At 52.2% G+C, this 18,654-nt stretch carries 16 protein-coding genes; 7 read left to right on the forward strand and 9 right to left on the reverse strand.

Translation table 11 applies throughout. The features are described from left to right. The first annotated feature begins 136 nt into the window (after positions 1–136). From hemP to BM331_RS04395, 3 genes are all read left to right on the forward strand, one after another. On the forward strand, positions 137–325 hold the full coding sequence (gene hemP / locus BM331_RS04385; RefSeq protein ID WP_074927396.1) for a hemin uptake protein HemP: 189 nt from the start codon (positions 137–139) through the stop codon (positions 323–325). 158 nt (positions 326–483) lie between these two features. After that, positions 484–1,218: a DUF2325 domain-containing protein gene (locus tag BM331_RS04390; RefSeq protein WP_074927398.1), complete on the forward strand. Its 735-nt coding sequence runs from the start codon at positions 484–486 to the stop codon at positions 1,216–1,218. 72 nt (positions 1,219–1,290) lie between these two features. Then, positions 1,291–2,274 carry a multicopper oxidase domain-containing protein gene (locus BM331_RS04395; RefSeq protein ID WP_074927400.1) on the forward strand — a complete coding sequence of 328 codons (984 nt, stop codon included), beginning with the start codon at positions 1,291–1,293 and terminating at the stop codon, positions 2,272–2,274. 135 nt (positions 2,275–2,409) lie between these two features. Here the strand turns inward: BM331_RS04395 and BM331_RS04400 are convergent, their stop codons facing one another. From BM331_RS04400 to BM331_RS04410, 3 genes are all read right to left on the reverse strand, one after another. Then, positions 2,410–3,105 (reverse strand): FAD-dependent oxidoreductase, encoded by a 696-nt coding sequence (locus tag BM331_RS04400; protein WP_074927401.1) that lies wholly within the window; start codon positions 3,103–3,105, stop codon positions 2,410–2,412. A gap of 88 nt (positions 3,106–3,193) precedes the next feature. Further along, entirely contained in the window at positions 3,194–3,484 is a 291-nt protein-coding gene (locus tag BM331_RS04405) for a hypothetical protein (RefSeq protein WP_074927403.1), read from the reverse strand. After that, positions 3,481–4,395 carry a LysR family transcriptional regulator gene (locus BM331_RS04410; RefSeq protein WP_256214817.1) on the reverse strand — a complete coding sequence of 305 codons (915 nt, stop codon included), beginning with the start codon at positions 4,393–4,395 and terminating at the stop codon, positions 3,481–3,483. The genes BM331_RS04405 and BM331_RS04410 overlap by 4 nt, the downstream gene beginning before the upstream one ends. 153 nt (positions 4,396–4,548) lie before the next feature. Between BM331_RS04410 and BM331_RS04415 the strand changes: the two genes are divergently transcribed. The 4 genes from BM331_RS04415 to BM331_RS04430 all read left to right on the forward strand — a co-directional run bounded on the left by BM331_RS04415 (position 4,549) and on the right by BM331_RS04430 (position 10,306). Further along, positions 4,549–5,412: a pirin family protein gene (locus BM331_RS04415; RefSeq protein ID WP_074927406.1), complete on the forward strand. Its 864-nt coding sequence runs from the start codon at positions 4,549–4,551 to the stop codon at positions 5,410–5,412. Between the two features lie 48 nt (positions 5,413–5,460). Continuing rightward, positions 5,461–5,841 (forward strand): DoxX family protein, encoded by a 381-nt coding sequence (locus BM331_RS04420; protein WP_074927408.1) that lies wholly within the window; start codon positions 5,461–5,463, stop codon positions 5,839–5,841. Between the two features lie 275 nt (positions 5,842–6,116). Then, positions 6,117–8,453: an acyl-CoA dehydrogenase gene (locus tag BM331_RS04425; protein ID WP_074927409.1), complete on the forward strand. Its 2,337-nt coding sequence runs from the start codon at positions 6,117–6,119 to the stop codon at positions 8,451–8,453. Then, on the forward strand, positions 8,450–10,306 hold the full coding sequence (locus tag BM331_RS04430) for an AMP-dependent synthetase/ligase (RefSeq protein WP_083414677.1): 1,857 nt from the start codon (positions 8,450–8,452) through the stop codon (positions 10,304–10,306). The genes BM331_RS04425 and BM331_RS04430 overlap by 4 nt, the downstream gene beginning before the upstream one ends. On the opposite strand, the gene kdpE is transcribed toward BM331_RS04430, so the two are convergent. From kdpE to kdpF, 6 genes are all read right to left on the reverse strand, one after another. Further along, positions 10,278–11,039 carry a two-component system response regulator KdpE gene (kdpE, locus tag BM331_RS04435; RefSeq protein ID WP_083414678.1) on the reverse strand — a complete coding sequence of 254 codons (762 nt, stop codon included), beginning with the start codon at positions 11,037–11,039 and terminating at the stop codon, positions 10,278–10,280. The genes BM331_RS04430 and kdpE overlap by 29 nt on opposite strands. Continuing rightward, positions 11,036–13,819 carry a DUF4118 domain-containing protein gene (locus BM331_RS04440; protein WP_256214818.1) on the reverse strand — a complete coding sequence of 928 codons (2,784 nt, stop codon included), beginning with the start codon at positions 13,817–13,819 and terminating at the stop codon, positions 11,036–11,038. Before BM331_RS04440 ends, kdpE begins: the two co-directional genes overlap by 4 nt. 24 nt (positions 13,820–13,843) lie before the next feature. After that, complete coding sequence (kdpB, locus tag BM331_RS04445; protein ID WP_177217832.1) at positions 13,844–15,961, reverse strand: potassium-transporting ATPase subunit KdpB; 2,118 nt, start codon at positions 15,959–15,961, stop codon at positions 13,844–13,846. Further along, positions 15,958–16,650: a K(+)-transporting ATPase subunit C gene (kdpC, locus tag BM331_RS04450; RefSeq protein ID WP_074927411.1), complete on the reverse strand. Its 693-nt coding sequence runs from the start codon at positions 16,648–16,650 to the stop codon at positions 15,958–15,960. Before kdpC ends, kdpB begins: the two co-directional genes overlap by 4 nt. A gap of 13 nt (positions 16,651–16,663) precedes the next feature. Continuing rightward, positions 16,664–18,370, reverse strand: coding sequence for a potassium-transporting ATPase subunit KdpA (kdpA, locus tag BM331_RS04455; RefSeq protein ID WP_074927412.1), 1,707 nt, complete (start codon positions 18,368–18,370; stop codon positions 16,664–16,666). A gap of 106 nt (positions 18,371–18,476) precedes the next feature. Then, a complete protein-coding gene (kdpF, locus tag BM331_RS04460; RefSeq protein WP_074927414.1) occupies positions 18,477–18,623 on the reverse strand; it encodes a K(+)-transporting ATPase subunit F in 147 nt (48 codons plus the stop codon). Positions 18,624–18,654: the final 31 nt, after the last annotated feature.

Consider the following 18,654-nt stretch of genomic DNA (forward strand, 5'->3'; position numbering starts at 1 on the left):
AAAAGAGAAATAACCTGAGAGATTAATCTCTGTACCCCTTCCAGAATTCAGTTTTCTTCAAAAAAACTCTTGCACAAATTATTTTTATCTATATAATGATAATCATTCTCATTAACCAATACAGCTGGAACGAGATATGAATATCATCGATACCCAATACCAGGCAGATTCTGAATTGAATGACAAACTGATTTCACAATTTCCCATCAAGTTGATCAGCAGCAAAGTTTTGTTCGGGATAGGCAATGAAATACTCATTCAGCATCGGGGCGAACAATATCACTTACGCCTGACTCGCAACGATAAACTGATACTGACAAAATAATTTACAAGCGTATTTCTGATCTACGCTCAAAGCTGATAGATATTAACTTTCATAGCAATCACTGGCAGTTCTCTCTCTCCTCTTCCAGTGATTTATGACGGCAAGCCAGCCCCTCCTCCCGGGGCAAGCCAGCCTTTTTTTCTGAGATGGAATTGATTATGAAATTTCTGGAAAAAACAGCATTGGTGCCAGTCGGTCAGGATGTACAGCCAAATTCCAGCAAATTACCCAAAATTCATCGAAGCAAAGCAGTGTTCACTACGTTTTTCTATCAAGACAAGCAACAAGTTCCAAGGCTGGGATGGAGATTAAAGCATTTGTACCACTTGATCTGCTCAGCTTTGTCACGTACCGCGCACGGGAACACAGTCCGACTTCAGCCTGAAAATCCTGCATACACCAAGACCCCAATTGATTACAACAGCAATATCAACACACTGAAAACGCCAGTTGATACCAGCCTGCACTGGATCAGATCAGGTCGGCCACATCCATATCCCGTCACGCCAACTATCAACTGTCCGAAAGATGATTGCTGTCATCTTGTTGATCAGTCTGTTTTATGTATAGGCGGGCGTGCAGCACTCTATCCGGATTATCACCGTCTGATTGAGGCTGCTGGTGGCCACTTTATGGCATTCCGCAGTAGTGTGCAGGATAATGCAAATTGTCTGCTCGCCCTGCTTGATTGTGTAAATATTGTGATTTGTCCGGCGGACTGCATCAACCATGAAGATTTTTTTACCGTCAGGCGATATTGCCAGCGTACCCGCAAATACTGTGCAATTCTGGAGCGATCAGATCTGGCCACCTTTCGCAAGGCGGTGGAAATTCTCTCCCGCAATAACTGCTACCCGGGCAGACTGGGTTCATCTCATCCGTTGGCAACTTGATCATCACAGATACAGAACCCGTTACTAACAGCACTGAGCACTGGAAGGAAATTAAAGGAAGGATCACCACCCATGCATACAAAATTTTTATGGCCATATCTGGCTCTATTTATCCTTCTGTCTCTGCTGGTGGTATCTTTTTCAGCACAGGCCAGGAATACAACACAGGAATATTGGATCGCTGCAGAAAAAACAGACTGGAATTATGCTCCGTCTGGCGGAAATCTGATCAATCCTGAAAATGGTCTGGGTGTCTACGGAAATACATTGGTTTACACCAAATATCGCTATATCGGTTATACCGATAACAGTTACTCTCAACCTATACCTCAACCAGAATGGATGGGGATTTTGGGCCCCACCATCCGTGCAGTAGTGGGCGATATTATCAAGGTTCATTTTCTGAATAACACCGATCTGCCACTGTCAATACACCCTCATGGTGTGATGTATAACAAGGATAATGAAGGTGCTGATGGTGGTGCAGGCGGCAATATTCCGCCGGGCGGTCGCTACACTTATACTTGGGTCGTTGATCGGGATGCCGGCCCTGGTCCGGATGACCCTTCATCCATTGTCTGGCTCTATCACTCGCATGTCATGGCAGAACACGAAATCAACCTGGGGTTGATCGGAACCATCATTATCACCGCTGCCAACAAAGCACGTTCGAGTAGAGGTCCTGTGCCGCGTGATATTGATCAGGAGTTTATCGCGCTATACATGATATTCAACGAAGAGAATGATGAGGAAAGCGGCTTGAAGCATACGATCAACGGTCGTATTTTCGGCAATTTGACGGGCTTTGAAACTACATTCGGGCAGCGTGTCCGCTGGCATCTGATCGCACTGGGCAATGAAGTGGATAACCATACCGCGCACTGGCATGGCCAGACTGTGCTGGATCGCGGCCATAGAACTGACGTAATCGAAATTATGCCGGCCAGTATGAGATCTGTTGACATGATTCCTCGTTCACCAGGCAACTGGCTATTCCACTGCCACGTTAACGATCACATGATGGCGGGAATGTCTACTCGCTGGATAGTAAAATAACAATCAACCTCTGCTTTTACGAGCAACCTTAAATTAAGGTACTACTAACGACGGGCGAACCGGGCCCTTTCAATGTAAAAGTCAGGTCAGGCACAAGCAAATGTCAGCAGAATTGTTTATCGTCACATGTTTGGGCTAGTACCCTTCAAACTCTTCTGTTCTGATGTTATCTTCATCGGCACCAATTTCGATCAACAGTGAACGCATAGCTCTGACCATACCTTCCGGGCCGGACAGGTAATAGCGCGGCAATGCAACATCCGGTACATGCTGTTTGATGAGTTCTGCATTAACGTGACCCTGGGTTGATGTGTACACCGGTACAAAAGTAAAATTTTTATTTTCTTCCGTAAACCATTTCAGATCATTAGTGTAAGCAGCCTGCGCTGGTGTGCGGTTGGCATAAATCAACGTAATTTTGTGATTTGTTTTATCATGCGTGGCTTGCGCAATAATGCTGCGCACTGGTGTAATACCAATGCCACCTGTGATAAATACTGCCGGTACAGCTTCATTTTTTTGCAGTGTAAAATCTCCCCACAGCGCAAGTAATTGCACCATGACCCCTTCCGGAACTTTGGCTGCCGCTCTTTTATAGAGAGAATCACGCATGCGGGTGGCCATGCGCAACGTGTCCTCAAATGGTGCACTGACAAACGAAAAACCATGTTTGTTGTTGCTGTCATCCAGCCCAGTGGAAGGCGGCAGCACCAGATCACCATATTGACCCGCGCGATACTCAAAGCCTTTGGGCTTTTCCAGCGTGAATTCCATAGTTCCTTCGGCTATTTCCTTTTTCTGTAATAACCTGACATCGTAACTGGTTGGCATAATTGAATTGAACCTCCTCTAAAATTTAAAGACTAGCTTGACTATTTGCACGCCTATACAAAACGGACAAATGCGTTGATTACTGCTGTTAGCTCCGGCGCCACTGCCACAGCATCATCATGCTGCCCAGTCCAATCAACAAGATAGTGGCTAGCTCAGGAATGGGGTTTTCCGGACTCTCCACACCGGCAACAGTCAAACGAAGCACCTGACTGTAATCAGTATCACTACTGAAGAGCATTAAAACAGCCCCAGATTGCTTGTCAAGCTTCTGTGCTTCCTCCTGCTTTATAACCAAGTTGTCATCACAAAAATTTACACCCGCTAACCGCACTTTGTGCTTCATCCCGTACAGCTGATAGTTTGGAGAAAACTTCATGAAATCTTTTTTGTATGGCGCAAGCAAGAATCCCAATAAGGCATTGCTTCAAATCGCTTACTCAGGAAATCGACAAATGCTCTGACACGCTGCGAGAGGTGACGAGTTTGCGGGTAGATAGCATAGGCTGCCAGTTGCGAATAGTGATATTCCGTTAATATCGCCAGCAACGCGCCGTGTTCAATTTCCCGATAAACAATGAAAGCCGGCAGCAATACGATACCTAACCCATCGACGGCAGCATCACGCAGAAATTCGCCATTACTGGCTTTCAGGTAGGGCGTAATTCTAGTTTTGATCAATTGTCCCGCAGAGTCATACACATTCCAGTTATCGCTATTACTGATCAGGCTGTAGGCCAGACAACGATGCCCGATGAGCTCTTCAGGTGTCTGCGGCGTACCCATGTGTTCCAAATACGCCGGGCTGGCGCACATAACGGCTTGAACCGGTGCCAGGTAACGCGCGATCAGGCTGGAATCAGGCAAACTGGCAATACGGATGGCAAGATCAAAACCTTCCGCCAGCAAATCAACCTGACGGTCATTGAAATCCAGATCAAATTTGATATCCGGATGAGTATGCAGGAATGCGGTGATGGCCGGGCCCAGATGCATCAAACCAAAGCTAAGTGGAACTGCCACTTTCAAATTACCTTTTAAAGCACCATGAAATTGCGATACGGCGTGCTCGGCTTCGAGAATATCCGCGAGGATACGAACAGATTGTTCGTAAAAAGCACGCCCGCTGTCGGTAAGCTTCATTTGCCGCGTAGTGCGATGAAATAGCTGAACGCCCAAGTGCGCTTCCAGTTCCTTTAACCGTCGGCTGATGACAGACTTGGCCACATCCATACGATCTGCAGCGGCGCTGATACTGCCCGCTTCCACGATATACGCAAACGTATTCATGTTCTCAAATCGATCCATAGAGTCCTTTTATTGTTCTATATACAAGAACAATTATTTACATAAAACACTATTTATTCTTATTACAACAACGTAGATAATGCTTCTGGTAAGCAGAACCTGTCAATGCATGACAGGACGAAAAAGGAGAAAACAATGAATACCTTAGCGAATTCTATACGCATTATCCCCGCGACAGCAGTGCCTGAAGGAGCCGGCGTAATCGTGCACCGTACCATCGGCACAGCAGCATTGCGCAATTATGATCCTTTCCTGTTACTGGATCACATCAGCAGTGACAATCCGAATGATTACATTGCCGGTTTTCCGTCACATCCGCACCGAGGGTTTATCACTTTCACCTATATGCTGGATGGCTATATGCAGCATCAGGACAGCATGGGTAATACCGGCAACCTCGAACCAGGTTCAGCACAATGGATGAAAGCGGCCAGTGGGGTGATTCATTCTGAAATGCCGAAACAGGAAAATGGCTTGTTGCGTGGGTTTCAACTGTGGATCAACCTGCCTGCGGTCAACAAAATGGATCATCCGGAATATCAGGAATTTCCTGCAACGGCTTTCCCGGTAATAGAAACAGCAGACTACCGACTGAAAGTGTTAATTGGCCGTTTCGGCGATACCGTTGCACCGATCCAGGATGATTTGACGCAGGTAACTTATTTTGATGTGCAGCTACAGCCCGGACAGCATTTTCAGCACCAGTTACCGGCGCAGAACACAAGCTTCGTTTATGTATTTGAAGGCAATGGACAATTTAACGGGCAGGCTGTCGCGCTCCATTCTTTGGTAGCAATGGCCACTGATGACAACATTTTCGACTTCGTGGCAGGAGAACAAGAGGCACGTTTCATTGTAGTCAGCGGAAAACCGTTGCACGAGCCAATCGTGCAGTATGGCCCGTTTGTCATGAGCACTCGCGAACAAATTGATGAGGCGCTACAGGATTATCAATCTAATCAATTTGTGCGTGATAAAGCATGGATTAAACGCAAGTAATAAAAAAGTATTATTAAGAAATATTGATTTACTGACAAGGAGGTTCAAATGGAAAAAATCGGTCAATTCATCGCGCGCCTGCTTCTGGCACAAATATTTTTACTCGCAGGTATTTCAAAAATTAGTAGCTATGCAGATACACAAGGCTATATGGATGCAATGGGCGTTCCAGGAACACTATTGCCGCTGGTCATTCTGCTTGAAGTGGGTGGTGGTCTGGCAATCATCATTGGCTGGCAAACCCGCCTGGTATCTGTCGCTCTAGCACTGTTTACACTGGCAACAGCAGTAATTTTTCACAGCAATCTTGCCGATCAGACACAAATGATCATGTTCATGAAGAATATTGCCATCGCGGGTGGCTTCACTCTGCTGGTAGTGCATGGTGCCGGTGGCTACAGCCTGGACAACCGCAGCAGCAGAGCTTGATGAAATCATCAGATTATCCAAAACTGATCATTAGCCCAGCTGCATGCAGCTGGGCTTTTCACTGATTATTCTCGTACCGTGCTGCACAATCAGATTTTTGAGTACACTCCAAATCCGCTGGTGATAAACAACTCAACCAGCTTCTGGCACCCAAACTTCTTTTCTAAAACTTACCTCGCAGAAAAAACAGGATTCAGGATAAACAAAATCTTGACAGCATCCTATTCTCGGGTAGTGTAGCGATCAATAATCACTAAAAATTCATGGAGAAAGCCATGTCCGAGTTTGTTTTGCTCCTGTTTGTCGCGTTGCTTGTCCTCATCGTGGCGTTATTCACGGTGCCGTTTTTACGCCGCAACATTGTCTCCAACCTTGCCTTGAGAGTTTTTCGCAAGCTGTTGCCACAAATTTCCCAAACCGAGCAGGAGGCGCTCGACGCCGGTACCGTCTGGTGGGAAGGTGAGCTGTTTAGTGGCAAACCGGACTGGAACAAACTGCTGGCCTACCCCAAACCAACGCTGACCGCAGAAGAACAGGCCTTTCTCGATGGCCCGGTTGAACAATTATGTGCCATGCTGGACGAATGGCACATTACGCATGAGCGACATGATCTCCCGCCGCATGTCTGGCAATTCATCCGGGAAAACCACTTTTTTGCACTGATTATTCCCAAGGAATACGGTGGGCTTGGCTTTTCCGCTCTGGCGCACTCAGAAGTGGTGATGAAAATCAGTTCGCGCAGCAACACCGCAGCGGTTACGGTGATGGTGCCCAACTCACTCGGTCCGGCCGAATTGTTGCTGCATTACGGAACGGAAGAGCAGAAAAATCATTATTTGCCGCGCTTGGCCAATGGCACTGAAATCCCCTGTTTTGCATTGACCGGGCCGGAAGCCGGTTCGGATGCCGGATCCATTCCGGATACCGGTATCGTCTGCCGCGCTGAGTTTGATGGTCAGCCGGATGTACTGGGAATACGCATCAACTGGGAAAAACGCTATATCACGCTGGGGCCGGTTGCCACCTTGCTGGGGCTCGCATTCAGACTATATGATCCGGATGGATTGCTTGGCGGTGAAAAGGATATCGGCATTACGCTGGCACTGATTCCAACCAACACACCGGGGATCGATATTGGTCGCAGACATTTTCCCCTGAATGGCGTTTTCCAGAATGGGCCCAATTCCGGCAAGGATGTTTTCATTCCCATGGCCTGGATCATTGGTGGACAGGAAAAAGCAGGACAAGGCTGGCGCATGCTGATGAACAGTCTTTCTGTCGGCCGATCGATTTCGCTGCCGGCCACCAGTGTCGGTGCGGCCAAGCTGTCTGCCTGGAGCAGCGGTGCCTATGGCCGGGTGCGCGTACAATTCAGATTACCGGTTGGGTATTTTGAGGGAGTGGAGGAAGCACTTGCTCGCATCGCCGGCAACACCTACATGATGGATGCTGCGCGCATTATGACTGCTGGCGCGGTTGATCAAGGCGAGGAGCCTTCGGTTATCTCGGCAATTGTCAAATATCATCTGACTGAACGCAGCCGCCAAGCGATTAACGATGCCATGGATATTCACGGCGGCAAGGGAATTTGCCTGGGACCCTCCAATTATCTGGCACGCACCTATCAGCAGACACCGGTGGGGATCACCGTAGAAGGTGCCAATATCCTGACGCGCAACATGATTATCTTCGGACAGGGTGCTATCCGCGCCCATCCTTTCACGCTGCAGGAAATCAGCGCAGCCTGGGATCAAAACAGAAAGCGCAGTCTGCAATCGTTTGATAAGGCATTGATCGGACACGCAGCCTTTACCTTGCGCAATGCGTTCTGTAGCCTGATTTTTGGTTTCAGCCTGCGATTGATCAAAGAAGTGCCGGCAAATGCAGCCAGTGAAACTGTAAATTACTACCGACAGCTGACACGTTTCTCTGCTTCCTTTGCGCTGCTAACGGATATGGCCATGCTGAAGCTGGGTGGTACACTCAAGCGGCGTGAACGTCTTTCCGCACGTCTGGGCGATGTGCTCAGCCAGTTGTATCTTTGTTCAGCCACGCTTAAACGTTTTGAGGATGATGGCCGCCCTGCTGCCGATCTGCCATTTTTACACTGGTCCATGCAGGATGCACTCTACCGCATGCAGCAGGCATTCCATGAATTCCTGCTTAATTTCCCGGTAAGTAAAGTTACGCGGTGCCTGTTGCGACTCATGGTTTTTCCGCGCGGCATGCACTGCCAGCCGCCTTCCGATACGCTTTCACATCAAGTCGCCCGGCTTATTCTGACCCCAGGAGAAGCACGTGATCGCCTGACAACGGGAATTTACCTGCCAGTTGACAAGGATGACCCCCTGGCATTACTCGGGCAAGCCATGGCTAACGCCATCTCCTGCGAACCAATTGAAGCCAGACTGAGGCAAGCAGTCAAAGATAAAACCCTGACTGCCCACGAAGATGAACAAATCAATCAGGCACTGGCACAAGGTATTATCAGCGATGGAGAAGCCACTTTATTGGCAGAAATGAAAGCCTTGCGTCGCCGTGTCATCATGGTGGATGATTTCTCTCCTGATTTGCAGCAGGCAGGTAATCCACCAGGAGAAATTCCGGCATGAATCATTTAACCGCTGCCACACCATCCCGGGACATGGGCGTGATCCCCGTTGAAACGGCCCGGACGCTCGATGGATTGTTCCGGGAACAGGTCAGACGTACCCCCCATACAACCGCCTATCGTGACTACGATGTCAGCCAGGAAGCCTGGCTGGATTACACATGGGATGACATGGCCAGCGCTGTTAAACTCTGGCAGACTGCGCTTTCTCGGGAAAATCTCTCTCCTGGCGATCGGGTAGCCATCATGGTGCGCAATTGCCCGCAATGGGTCATGTTTGAACAGGCAGCACTTGGATTGGGATTAGTGGTCGTACCGCTTTATATCGAGGATCGAGCTGAAAATGCCGCCTGGTGTCTGGATAATGCAGGTGCCAGTCTGCTGTTGCTGGAGAACATGGTACGGTGGGATGCATTGAGCGAAGTTGCCGGTCAACTTAGCCAACTGAAGCGTATCGTCATTATAAACGCCACTTCACAAGACGTTCATCTGACAGGCGACCAACGCGCCATTGCATTGCAAGACTGGCTGCCGGAAAAATCGGAGAATAGCCCACTCGCTGAGAATCAGCCTGATTCCCTGGCCACCATTATTTACACTTCCGGTACAACTGGCCGCCCGAAAGGAGTAATGCTGAGCCATCACAATGTTTTGTCCAATGCCCATGCTTGTGCACAGATTGTTACGGTGACGCCGGATGATATATTGCTGTCATTTCTGCCGCTGTCCCACACTTTTGAGCGCACAGCCGGCTACTACACTCCCATGCTGTGTGGCGCAACAATCGCCTATGCACGTTCCACCCGCCAGTTACCGGAAGATCTCTTGATCGTCCGGCCCACCATTCTGATTTCGGTACCCAGAATTTACGAGAGAATCTATGCGGGAATCCAGGAAAAACTGGCCGAAGGCTCTGCAGTGGCCAGACTGTTATTCAAGCTGGCCGTCAATGTGGGATACAGCCGTTTTGAATATCAGCAGAAGCGCACTGGCTGGCGGATTTCGCACCTGCTGTGGCCGCTACTTGATCGGCTGGTAGCGCGCAAGGTGATGGAAAAACTGGGCGGACGCCTGTGGCAGGTAATGAGCGGAGGCGCAGCATTATCGCCAGAAGTTTCGCATACTTTTATCGCCTTGGGATTACCTATCCTGCAAGGTTACGGCCTGACCGAAACCAGCCCGGTCGTCTGTGCCAACCGGCTGAACGATAATGTTCCAGCCAGCGTCGGCAAGCCTATTCCCGGAGTGGAGGTCAAACTAGGCGAACAGAATGCCTTGCTGATTCGCGGCCCTAACGTCATGCTGGGTTACTGGAACAATCCAGAAGCCACTCACGCCATTTTATCTGCAGATGGGTGGCTTGATTCCGGAGATACTGCACAGATCGATGAACAAGGAAGAATCACTATTACCGGTCGGCTGAAGGATATTATCGTCACGTCCACCGGTGAGAAAATACCGCCAGCCGACATGGAAGCGGCCATTCTGCATGACTCGATCTTCGAACAGATCATGGTTATCGGCGAAGGACGTTCTTATCTGAGCGCACTGGTTGTCCTGAGCAAGCATGGATGGGAAGTTGTTGCTACACACTGCAATGCAAAAAATGATCCGCATGCACTGGCTTATGATGAATATGCTGAAGAAATCATTCTGGAAAAAATTGCCCGACAGATCAGCGGCTTCCCGGGCTACGCCAAAATTCACCGTGTACTGCTGATCCCTGAACCCTGGACAGTAGAGAATGAAATGCTCACTCCCACCCTCAAATTAAAGCGAAAAAATATTTATAAACACTACCAGACCGAAATTGACAAGCTTTATGTCAGCCGCCAGGAAAATCTGAACAATTAGCGACGCTGATCGCACTCGTAGTACCGCCATTTGACTGATATTTTTCCAATCTGCAAAAGCGGTAACCTATACCCGCTTCGGTCAACAGATGTCGTGGACGCGAAGGATCGATCTCAATCTTTTTACGCAGGTTGGCCATGTGCACACGTACATAATGCGTATCCTCTATATGGCCGGGTCCCCAAACGGCATGTAGCAGTTGTTTGTGGGTAAGCACGCACTCAGGATAGCTGATAAGGTGTGTCAGCAGACGATATTCTATGGGTGTCAGATGCAGCACTTCACCTGCGCGGTTAACACTGCGCTTAACAAGATCAATGCTAATGTTACCGAAGATAATGAGTGATTCGCCGGTTGACGCCTTTATGTGCTGTCGGCGTAACTGGGCACGCACTCGTGCCAATAATTCACCCGTGCCAAAAGGTTTGATCAGATAGTCATCAGCGCCCGCATCCAGTGCCGCAATCTTGTCCGCTTCATAGCTGCGTGCTGATAGCACGATGACGGGAATGGTTGACCAGGTGCGCAAGTCACGAATCAAGTTTATGCCGTCTCCGTCGGGCAATCCCAAATCCAGCACCAGAATATCGGGACGACGTGTACCAGCCTCAATCAACCCACGCTGCAGGCTGACCGCTTCAAACACTTCGTAGCCCTCGGCAGCCAGTACCAGGTGTACAAAACGACGGATATTTTCCTCATCTTCAACAATCAGGATGCGCACTTTATTCATACGTCATCTTTATCCGGCAGCGTTGCGTGAAGCTGGCTGCCATCATCTAGTGGTGGGGTACCTCGCGGTAAGGTGATGATGAGCCGGGTACCAGTCACACGTCCCTGTTCCATCCGGTTTTCTCCCTGAATTCTGCCACCATGCGCCTGGACAATGGCACGACAAATCGCCAACCCCAATCCGACGCCGGGTGTGGCAGTTTCCCTACTGCCGCGCTCAAATTTCCCGAACACCGCTTCCTCGCGACCAGCAGGCAAGCCGGGACCTTCATCATCAACCGTTATACACACATTATCACCCAGCACTTCTGCGCCAATATGAACCGCTTTATCCGCCGGGGTGTATTTAACCGCATTTTCCAACAAATTGATCAATACACGTTCAAACAATACAGCATCCAGATGCAAAAGTGGCAAATCCTCAGCCAGCCGTACCTCAATAGGACGAACACCCAATATTGGATCACAAGCGGTAAGCGCACTGCCCACCACTTCCTCCAACGGCTGCCATTCACAATGTAACCGGAGCTTGCCAGACTCCAGTCGCGCCATGTCCAACAGATTATTAACCAGAGTAATCATCCGCTGGGCAGACTGACGTATGGCATTGGCGATCTCGGTTTGTGGAACGGATAATGGCGGTGACACCAGACTCAATGTATCGGCCAGCCCCACAAGCGATGCCAGCGGCGTACGCAGATCATGTGAGATAGCTGACAACAAGGAATTTCGCAGCCGCTCCGATTCCATTTGCACTGTACTGGCCTGCGCCACCTGAATGTAGTGGATACGTTCCAGCGAAATCGCCAGCAACGAAGCGCAGGTATCCAGCAACTGGCGTTGCTCAGGAGTAAACAGGGAAGTCTGTACCAGTTGTGCCGGTTGCACTGCCAGCACACCACGCAAGCGCATGGGCGCTTTCAGCGGCAACATCAGGCAGGCACAGGAAGGCAGGGTATGCGTCCCGCGACCGGCAACCTCTCCCTTGTCAAAGCACCATTGCGCCACGGCCATATCCACACCGGCACTGGCTCCGGGCTGGATTTGCAGCTGATTGTGATCATCAGGCACCAGCAAAGCCGATTTGGCGGCAAATTCGGCCATCATAAAGTGCGCACCTATCTCGGCCACCTGCTCGACAAGCAGTACTGCCGACAATTCTCGCGACATCTGGTAAAGCCCGCGCACTCGCCGCTCCCGTTCGCTGGCGGTATTAGCCTGTGCCTGCAAACTGGCGGTAAGTTGTCCAATCACCAGTGCTACCACCAGCATAACGGCGAAGGTAATCAGGTACTGCACGTCACTGACGTTAAACGACAAGTGCGGTGGCACGAAAAAGAAGTCGAATATCGCCACACCCAACAGCGCGACCAGCGTAGCGGGGCCACGCCCGTAGCGCAGTGCCACCCCTACTACTGCAAGCAGGAACAGCATCACAATATTGGTCAGCTCCAACACACTATGCAGCGGGGTGGTGGCCAGGGTGATCAGGATGCAGACTGCCACAGCAGCGGCATAACCCTGCCAGCGAGTGGAGCTTGAACCGGGCGCTCGCCAGCGGGTTTTCCGGCCTTCCTGCTTTATTTTCGGCAGCGGGATCTGAAGTACATCCATATCGGGTGTCAGTTCGGCCATCTGTTCGGTGAGCGACATGCCCCACCAGTGCCGCCGACCCGGGCGCCGGCCCAACACCAGGCGTGACAGATTATGTTCGCGCGCGTAGCGCACCAGCACCTCTGCCACCTCGGCACCGGTGGGCGTAGCGGTGGTGGCACCCAGATCCTGTGCCAGCTGGAGCGCGCGCAGCGCCTGCTGACGCGCAGCTTCATCCACGCGCTGCTGCGATGAAGCATCAACGAATACGGTGTGCCAGGACAGACCAGTTTGCATGGCCAGGCGTGCCGCACTGCGCACCACCACCTCACCACCTGCGCCTGGGCCCACACAGGCCAATAATGCGTCGCGTGTTGCCCATACCGGCTGGCCAGTAGCGCCACCAGTTGCCATCCGCCGCCAGTCCTGCATTTGGGTATCGACACGATCGGCAGTGCGGCGCAGCGTTAACTCACGCAACGCGATCAGGTTACCCTTGCGGAAAAAATTGACCGCCGCACGCTTGGCCTGTGCGGGAATGTAAATCTTGCCTGCAGCCAGTCGTGCCAGCAGCTCATCTGGTGGCAAATCGACCACCAGCACCTCCTCGGCCGTATCGAATAGCGTATCGGGTACTGTCTCCCACACGCGAATACCGGTAATACCACCAATGATGTCATTGAGACTTTCAAGGTGCTGCACATTCATCGTGCTCCACACATCGATACCGGCAGCCAGTAATTCCTCTACGTCCTGCCAGCGTTTGGGGTGGCGTGAACCGGGTACATTGCTGTGCGCCAGCTCATCGAGCAGTATCAGCGGTGGCTCGGAACCGCCAGCGTGTGTAGCGCTAAAGGCCAGCGCGGCATCAAGATCAAACTCCTTGAGCACGCGCTCGCGATAAGACACTTCCCTGAGCGGCAACAGTGGCAGATCAGCTACCAACATCTCAGTTTCGGCACGACCGTGTGTCTCCACCAGACCGATCACCAATGGTATGCCTCGTGCATGTGCTTCGTGCGCTGCAGACAGCATGGCGTAAGTCTTGCCCACCCCTGCCGAAGCACCAAAGAAAATTTTCAGGCGTCCGCGTTTTTTTCGCGCTTCCTCCTGCTGTACCTGTTGCAAAAGTTTATCGGGATCAGGGCGCTGATCATCTGACATCACGGCGGAAGTAGGAATAGACATATATATTGACGATTGCCCTTCTTTTTATACCAGGCCCAGCGCAGCAATCAGCACATCAATTCCCTTGATGCCAATGAAAGGCACAATGATCCCGCCCAGACCATAGATGAACAGATTATGTCGCAACAGTACAGCAGCAGGTGCAGCACGGTATTTGACACCCTTTAATGCCAGCGGGATCAGGAATACAATAACCAGCGCATTGAAAATAACCGCCGACAGGATGGCTGAGGCAGGGCTGGCTAACTGCATCACATTGAAGGCACTCAGTTGTGGATAGGTACTGACAAAAGCAGCGGGAATAATAGCGAAGTATTTCGCCAGATCATTGGCAATACTGAAGGTGGTGAGCGAACCACGTGTCATCAGCATCTGCTTGCCGGTCTCGACGATCTCAATCAGTTTGGTCGGATTACTGTCCAGATCGACCATATTGCCTGCTTCCTTGGCAGCCTGAGTACCAGTGTTCATGGCTACAGCCACGTCAGCCTGAGCCAGGGCGGGCGCATCGTTAGTACCGTCACCGGTCATCGCCACCAGCTGCCCCTTGGCCTGGTATTCTCGGATCAGCGCCAGCTTGGCCTCGGGCGTCGCTTCAGCGAGGAAATCATCAACGCCGGCTTCAGCAGCAATGGCAGCAGCCGTGATACGGTTGTCGCCAGTAATCATCACCGTCTTGATGCCCATGCGGCGCAACTCGGCAAAACGCTCGTGGATGCCGCCCTTGACGATATCCTTCAGTTCAACCACGCCCAGCGCGTGGGCGCCATCAGCCACCACCAGCGGTGTCGAGCCGCGGCGCGACACCTCGTCCACCGCCTGCTGCAGCTCGGGCGGAAAATGGCCACCCAGCGCTTCCACGTGCTTGCGGACGGCGTCGGCGGCACCCTTGCGGATAGATCGACCATCGTCCAGGTTCACGCCACTCATCCGCGTCTGTGCCGTGAAATGAACGAACTGTGCACCCAGTTTTTTCACGTCACGCCCGCGCAGGTTAAATTTTTTCTTGGCCAGCACCACAATGCTGCGCCCTTCGGGAGTTTCATCAGCCAGCGAAGCCAGCTGCACAGCATCGGCCAATTGTTCTTCACTGATACCGGCAACGGGGAGAAAGGCACTGGCCTGACGATTACCAAGGGTGATAGTACCGGTCTTGTCGAGCAGCAGCACATCGACATCACCCGCAGCCTCCACGGCACGGCCCGAGGTGGCAATCACGTTAACCTGCATCATGCGGCTCATACCCGCCACACCGATAGCGGACAACAACCCGCCGATAGTGGTCGGAATCAGACATACCAGCAGCGCCACCAGCACCGTGACGCTAATGATGGTACCGCTGCCTGATTGCGCCACTGCGAAAGCCGAATAAGACCATAGTGTGACGATGACCAACAGGAATATCAGCGTCAGGCCGACCAGCAGAATGGTCAGCGCGATCTCGTTGGGCGTTTTTCTGCGGGAAGCATTCTCGACCATGGCGATCATGCGATCAACAAAGGTTTCACCCGGATTCACCACCACACGTACCACGATCCAGTCCGACAGTACGCGTGTACCGCCAGTGACGGCCGAGAAGTCACCGCCCGATTCACGGATCACCGGCGCCGATTCACCGGTAATGGCCGACTCGTCCACCGAAGCAACACCATCAATTACCTCACCGTCGGCAGGGATCACGTCGCCTGCCTCGATCAGCACAATATCGCCCTTGCGCAGGCTATCGGCCTCAATAGACATCCAGGTAAATTCGGTACGCTCGTACTGGGGGTCGTAGGTGCCACCCGCCAGTTTCCTGGCCCAGGTTTTTTTCTTCAATCCGCGCAAGCTGGCGGCCTGGGCTTTACTGCGCCCTTCGGCAAGTGCTTCGGCAAAATTGGCAAACAATACGGTAAACCACAACCACAAGGAAATTGCCAAAATAAAACCCGCCGGTTCCTCGCCCCGGCCACTCAATGCCTGGAAAAACAGGACTGTGGTTAAAATGGAACCCAGATACACCACGAACATGACCGGATTACGCCACTGGACCCGGGGAGCAAGCTTGCGCACGGCATCCCGCAATGCTTCGCGCATCAGTGTGCGATCAAACAAAGTCAGGGTTTTTCTGCTAGACACGATCGTTCTCCGAATGTAAGTCATTTATCAATAATCTGTGCTGCATCTGCAGAAACAGGCAAACTATCCAGCGCGATATTGAGTATCAGCACATTGACGCGCGGCTCACCCAGCAGACCCAGCACTCGCCCTTCGATATGCTGCGTCAGCAGTTGTTGTACTTGCGAAAATGTCAGCCCGCGTGCTTCAGCCACGCGCGCGGCCTGTGCCTGCGCATTGGCAACCGAAATGTGCGGATCCAGCCCCGAACCCGAGGCGGTGACCGCATCCACCGGCACGAGTGCATTAGCCGGGAGATCATTGATTTTACGGTAGTCAATCACACGCTGTGCCACGGTATCGATCAGCGCCTGGTTGGTCGGTCCCTGGTTGCTGCCCGCAGAAACGCCCGCGTTATAAGGTACAGCAATCATCTTGCCGGCATCATGCGGATCAGGCCCCATGGTGGTGCTGGGACGAGGGTGGAAATAACGCATATCGGTAAAAAACTGGCCAATGACGGCTGAGCCAACGGTTACGCCATTCTTCTCGATCAGGCTGCCATTGGCTTGCTGCGGCAGTACACGTTGCGCCACACCCGTGGTCAGCAGCGGGTAGATTACGCCGGTGACGACCACGACGAATATTGCACTGCGTACACAAGGCCAGAATAGCCCGTTAAGTGGCGAGATCACAGACTCTCGTACAGAATTGGAAAGATTCAGGTCATTCATTACACACCTCATTTCATGAATACAAATGGCCAGCGAGCATTTGTAACTGCTCCACCAGCGGCCCCAACGCCAGCGCTGGCAGGAAAGTCAGCCCCCCCACGACCAGCACCACGAACACTAGCAATCCCATGAACAGTGGCGTGGCAGTGGGAAAAGTGCCGGGACCGGCAGCAACGGTTTTCTTGGCTGCCAGCGAACCGGCCACCGCCAGCATCGGCAGCATGGTGAGAAAGCGGCCGATGAGCATCGCCAGCCCGATGGTGGTGTTGAAAAACGGGGTACTTGTATTGAAACCGGCAAACGCCGAGCCGTTGTTGGCCGTGCCCGAGGTGTAGGCGTACAGCACTTCGGAGAAGCCATGTGGACCATGATTGGCCAGGCTGGCACCAGTATCCGGCCACAGGCTGGCCAGCGCGGTGAAGCCTAGGATGGAGGCCGGATGCACCAGCACCGACAGCATCACCAGCTTGATCTCGCGCGCCTCGATCTTCTTACCCAAAAACTCCGGCGTGCGGCCGATCATCATGCCGGCCAGGAACACGGTGAGGATGGCGTACTGGATCAGGTTGATGAAGCCCACACCATCACCGCCGAATACGCAGTTGAGCATCATCTGCGCCAGCGGCACCAGACCACCGAGCGGCGTGAGCGAATCATGCATGGCATTGACTGATCCGGTGGTGGCGCCGGTGGTGGTGGTGACGAACAGTGCCGTGTCGGCAATGCCGAAGCGCATCTCCTTGCCTTCCATGTTACCGCCCGGTTGTGTACTGCTGATCACCTGATCGGCACCAGCGCGTGTAAGCAGCGGGTTGCCCGCTTGCTCAGCACCATACACCAGCGCCAGGAAACCGGTAAACATGACGAGAAAGGCACCGAAGAACACCCAACCCTGACGTTTTTTGCTTAGCAGCAGACCGAATGTCACGGTCAGTGCCGAAGGAATCAGCAGCATCGACAGGATATGCAGGGTGTTGGTCAGCGGGGTCGGGTTTTCAAACGGGTGTGCCGCGTTCATACTGAAGAAGCCGCCGCCGTTGGTGCCAATGTGTTTGATCGTCTCGAAGCTGGCCACCGGCCCCAGAATAAGTTGCTGACGCACCCCTTCCAGCGTGGTGGCAATGGTCCAACTGCTCAGTGTTTGCGGCATGCCCTGCCACACATAGACGAGTGCCATCACGAAGCACAGCGGCAGCATCACGCGCCACAGCACACGCATGAAATCGACCCAGTAGTTTCCAATATCCTGACTGCTGGTACGCGCCAGCCCGCGGATAAAGGCACCCGCCACCGCCACGCCGGCCGTCGCGCCGCAAAACATAAGATATGTAATCGCCACCATTTGCGTGGCGTTGGACAGACTGGATTCCCCCGCGTATGACTGCCAGTTGGTGTTGGTAATGAATGAGGCTGCGGTGTTGAACGCCAGGTCGGGCGACTGCGCCGGGTTGCCCAGGTCGTTGAGCGGCAGCACGCTCTGCAGGCGCAACAGCGCGTAACCCAGCGCCATCATCGCCGCGTTTGACAGTAGCAGCGCCAATCCATAGCGCGCCCAGCCCATGCGCTCACCCGGATCAACGCCCAGTGCACGATAACTCAGGCGCTCCACCAGCCAGTGATTTTTGCTCTCAAACGCACGCGCCAGCCACCTCCCCATGATGACAGCCAGGCTGGTCATCGTTGCGAGTACGGCGGCAAAATCAAGCAGGTTCAATTCCATAACAACTCCTCACAAACGCCGCAGCGCCAGCACCAGCCATGCTGTGATGGCAAAAAAAATGGCCATGAGGCCAACAAAAATCAGATCTTGCATACCAATGCTCCTTTCAGAATTTCTCGGGCCGCAACAAGGCATAACCGAGGTAAACAAACAAACCCAGCGCACCGACAGCAGCCAGGAAATAGGTAAAAGTCAGCGAATCCATTGCATCCTCCTTCTGGGCGATTGTTTCAACAGGAAGTTGGGAAATCACGTGCTTCCCCTTCAAATACAAAAAGGAATAT

This window comes from Nitrosomonas eutropha (assembly GCF_900116685.1).
GTDB classification, from domain to species: Bacteria; Pseudomonadota; Gammaproteobacteria; order Burkholderiales; family Nitrosomonadaceae; genus Nitrosomonas; species Nitrosomonas eutropha_A.

Coding starts and splice junctions, on each gene's coding strand:
- kdpB (WP_177217832.1), bottom strand. CDS start 15,961: ATGACTTACATTCGGAGAACGATCGTGTCTAGCAGAAAAACCCTGACT.
- BM331_RS04440 (WP_256214818.1), bottom strand. CDS start 13,819: ATGTCTATTCCTACTTCCGCCGTGATGTCAGATGATCAGCGCCCTGAT.
- kdpE (WP_083414678.1), bottom strand. CDS start 11,039: ATGAATAAAGTGCGCATCCTGATTGTTGAAGATGAGGAAAATATCCGT.
- BM331_RS04420 (WP_074927408.1), top strand. CDS start 5,461: ATGGAAAAAATCGGTCAATTCATCGCGCGCCTGCTTCTGGCACAAATA.
- kdpC (WP_074927411.1), bottom strand. CDS start 16,650: ATGAATGACCTGAATCTTTCCAATTCTGTACGAGAGTCTGTGATCTCG.
- BM331_RS04405 (WP_074927403.1), bottom strand. CDS start 3,484: ATGAAGTTTTCTCCAAACTATCAGCTGTACGGGATGAAGCACAAAGTG.
- BM331_RS04425 (WP_074927409.1), top strand. CDS start 6,117: ATGTCCGAGTTTGTTTTGCTCCTGTTTGTCGCGTTGCTTGTCCTCATC.
- BM331_RS04415 (WP_074927406.1), top strand. CDS start 4,549: ATGAATACCTTAGCGAATTCTATACGCATTATCCCCGCGACAGCAGTG.
- BM331_RS04410 (WP_256214817.1), bottom strand. CDS start 4,395: ATGAATACGTTTGCGTATATCGTGGAAGCGGGCAGTATCAGCGCCGCT.
- BM331_RS04395 (WP_074927400.1), top strand. CDS start 1,291: ATGCATACAAAATTTTTATGGCCATATCTGGCTCTATTTATCCTTCTG.
- kdpA (WP_074927412.1), bottom strand. CDS start 18,370: ATGGAATTGAACCTGCTTGATTTTGCCGCCGTACTCGCAACGATGACC.
- BM331_RS04430 (WP_083414677.1), top strand. CDS start 8,450: ATGAATCATTTAACCGCTGCCACACCATCCCGGGACATGGGCGTGATC.
- hemP (WP_074927396.1), top strand. CDS start 137: ATGAATATCATCGATACCCAATACCAGGCAGATTCTGAATTGAATGAC.
- BM331_RS04400 (WP_074927401.1), bottom strand. CDS start 3,105: ATGCCAACCAGTTACGATGTCAGGTTATTACAGAAAAAGGAAATAGCC.
- BM331_RS04390 (WP_074927398.1), top strand. CDS start 484: ATGAAATTTCTGGAAAAAACAGCATTGGTGCCAGTCGGTCAGGATGTA.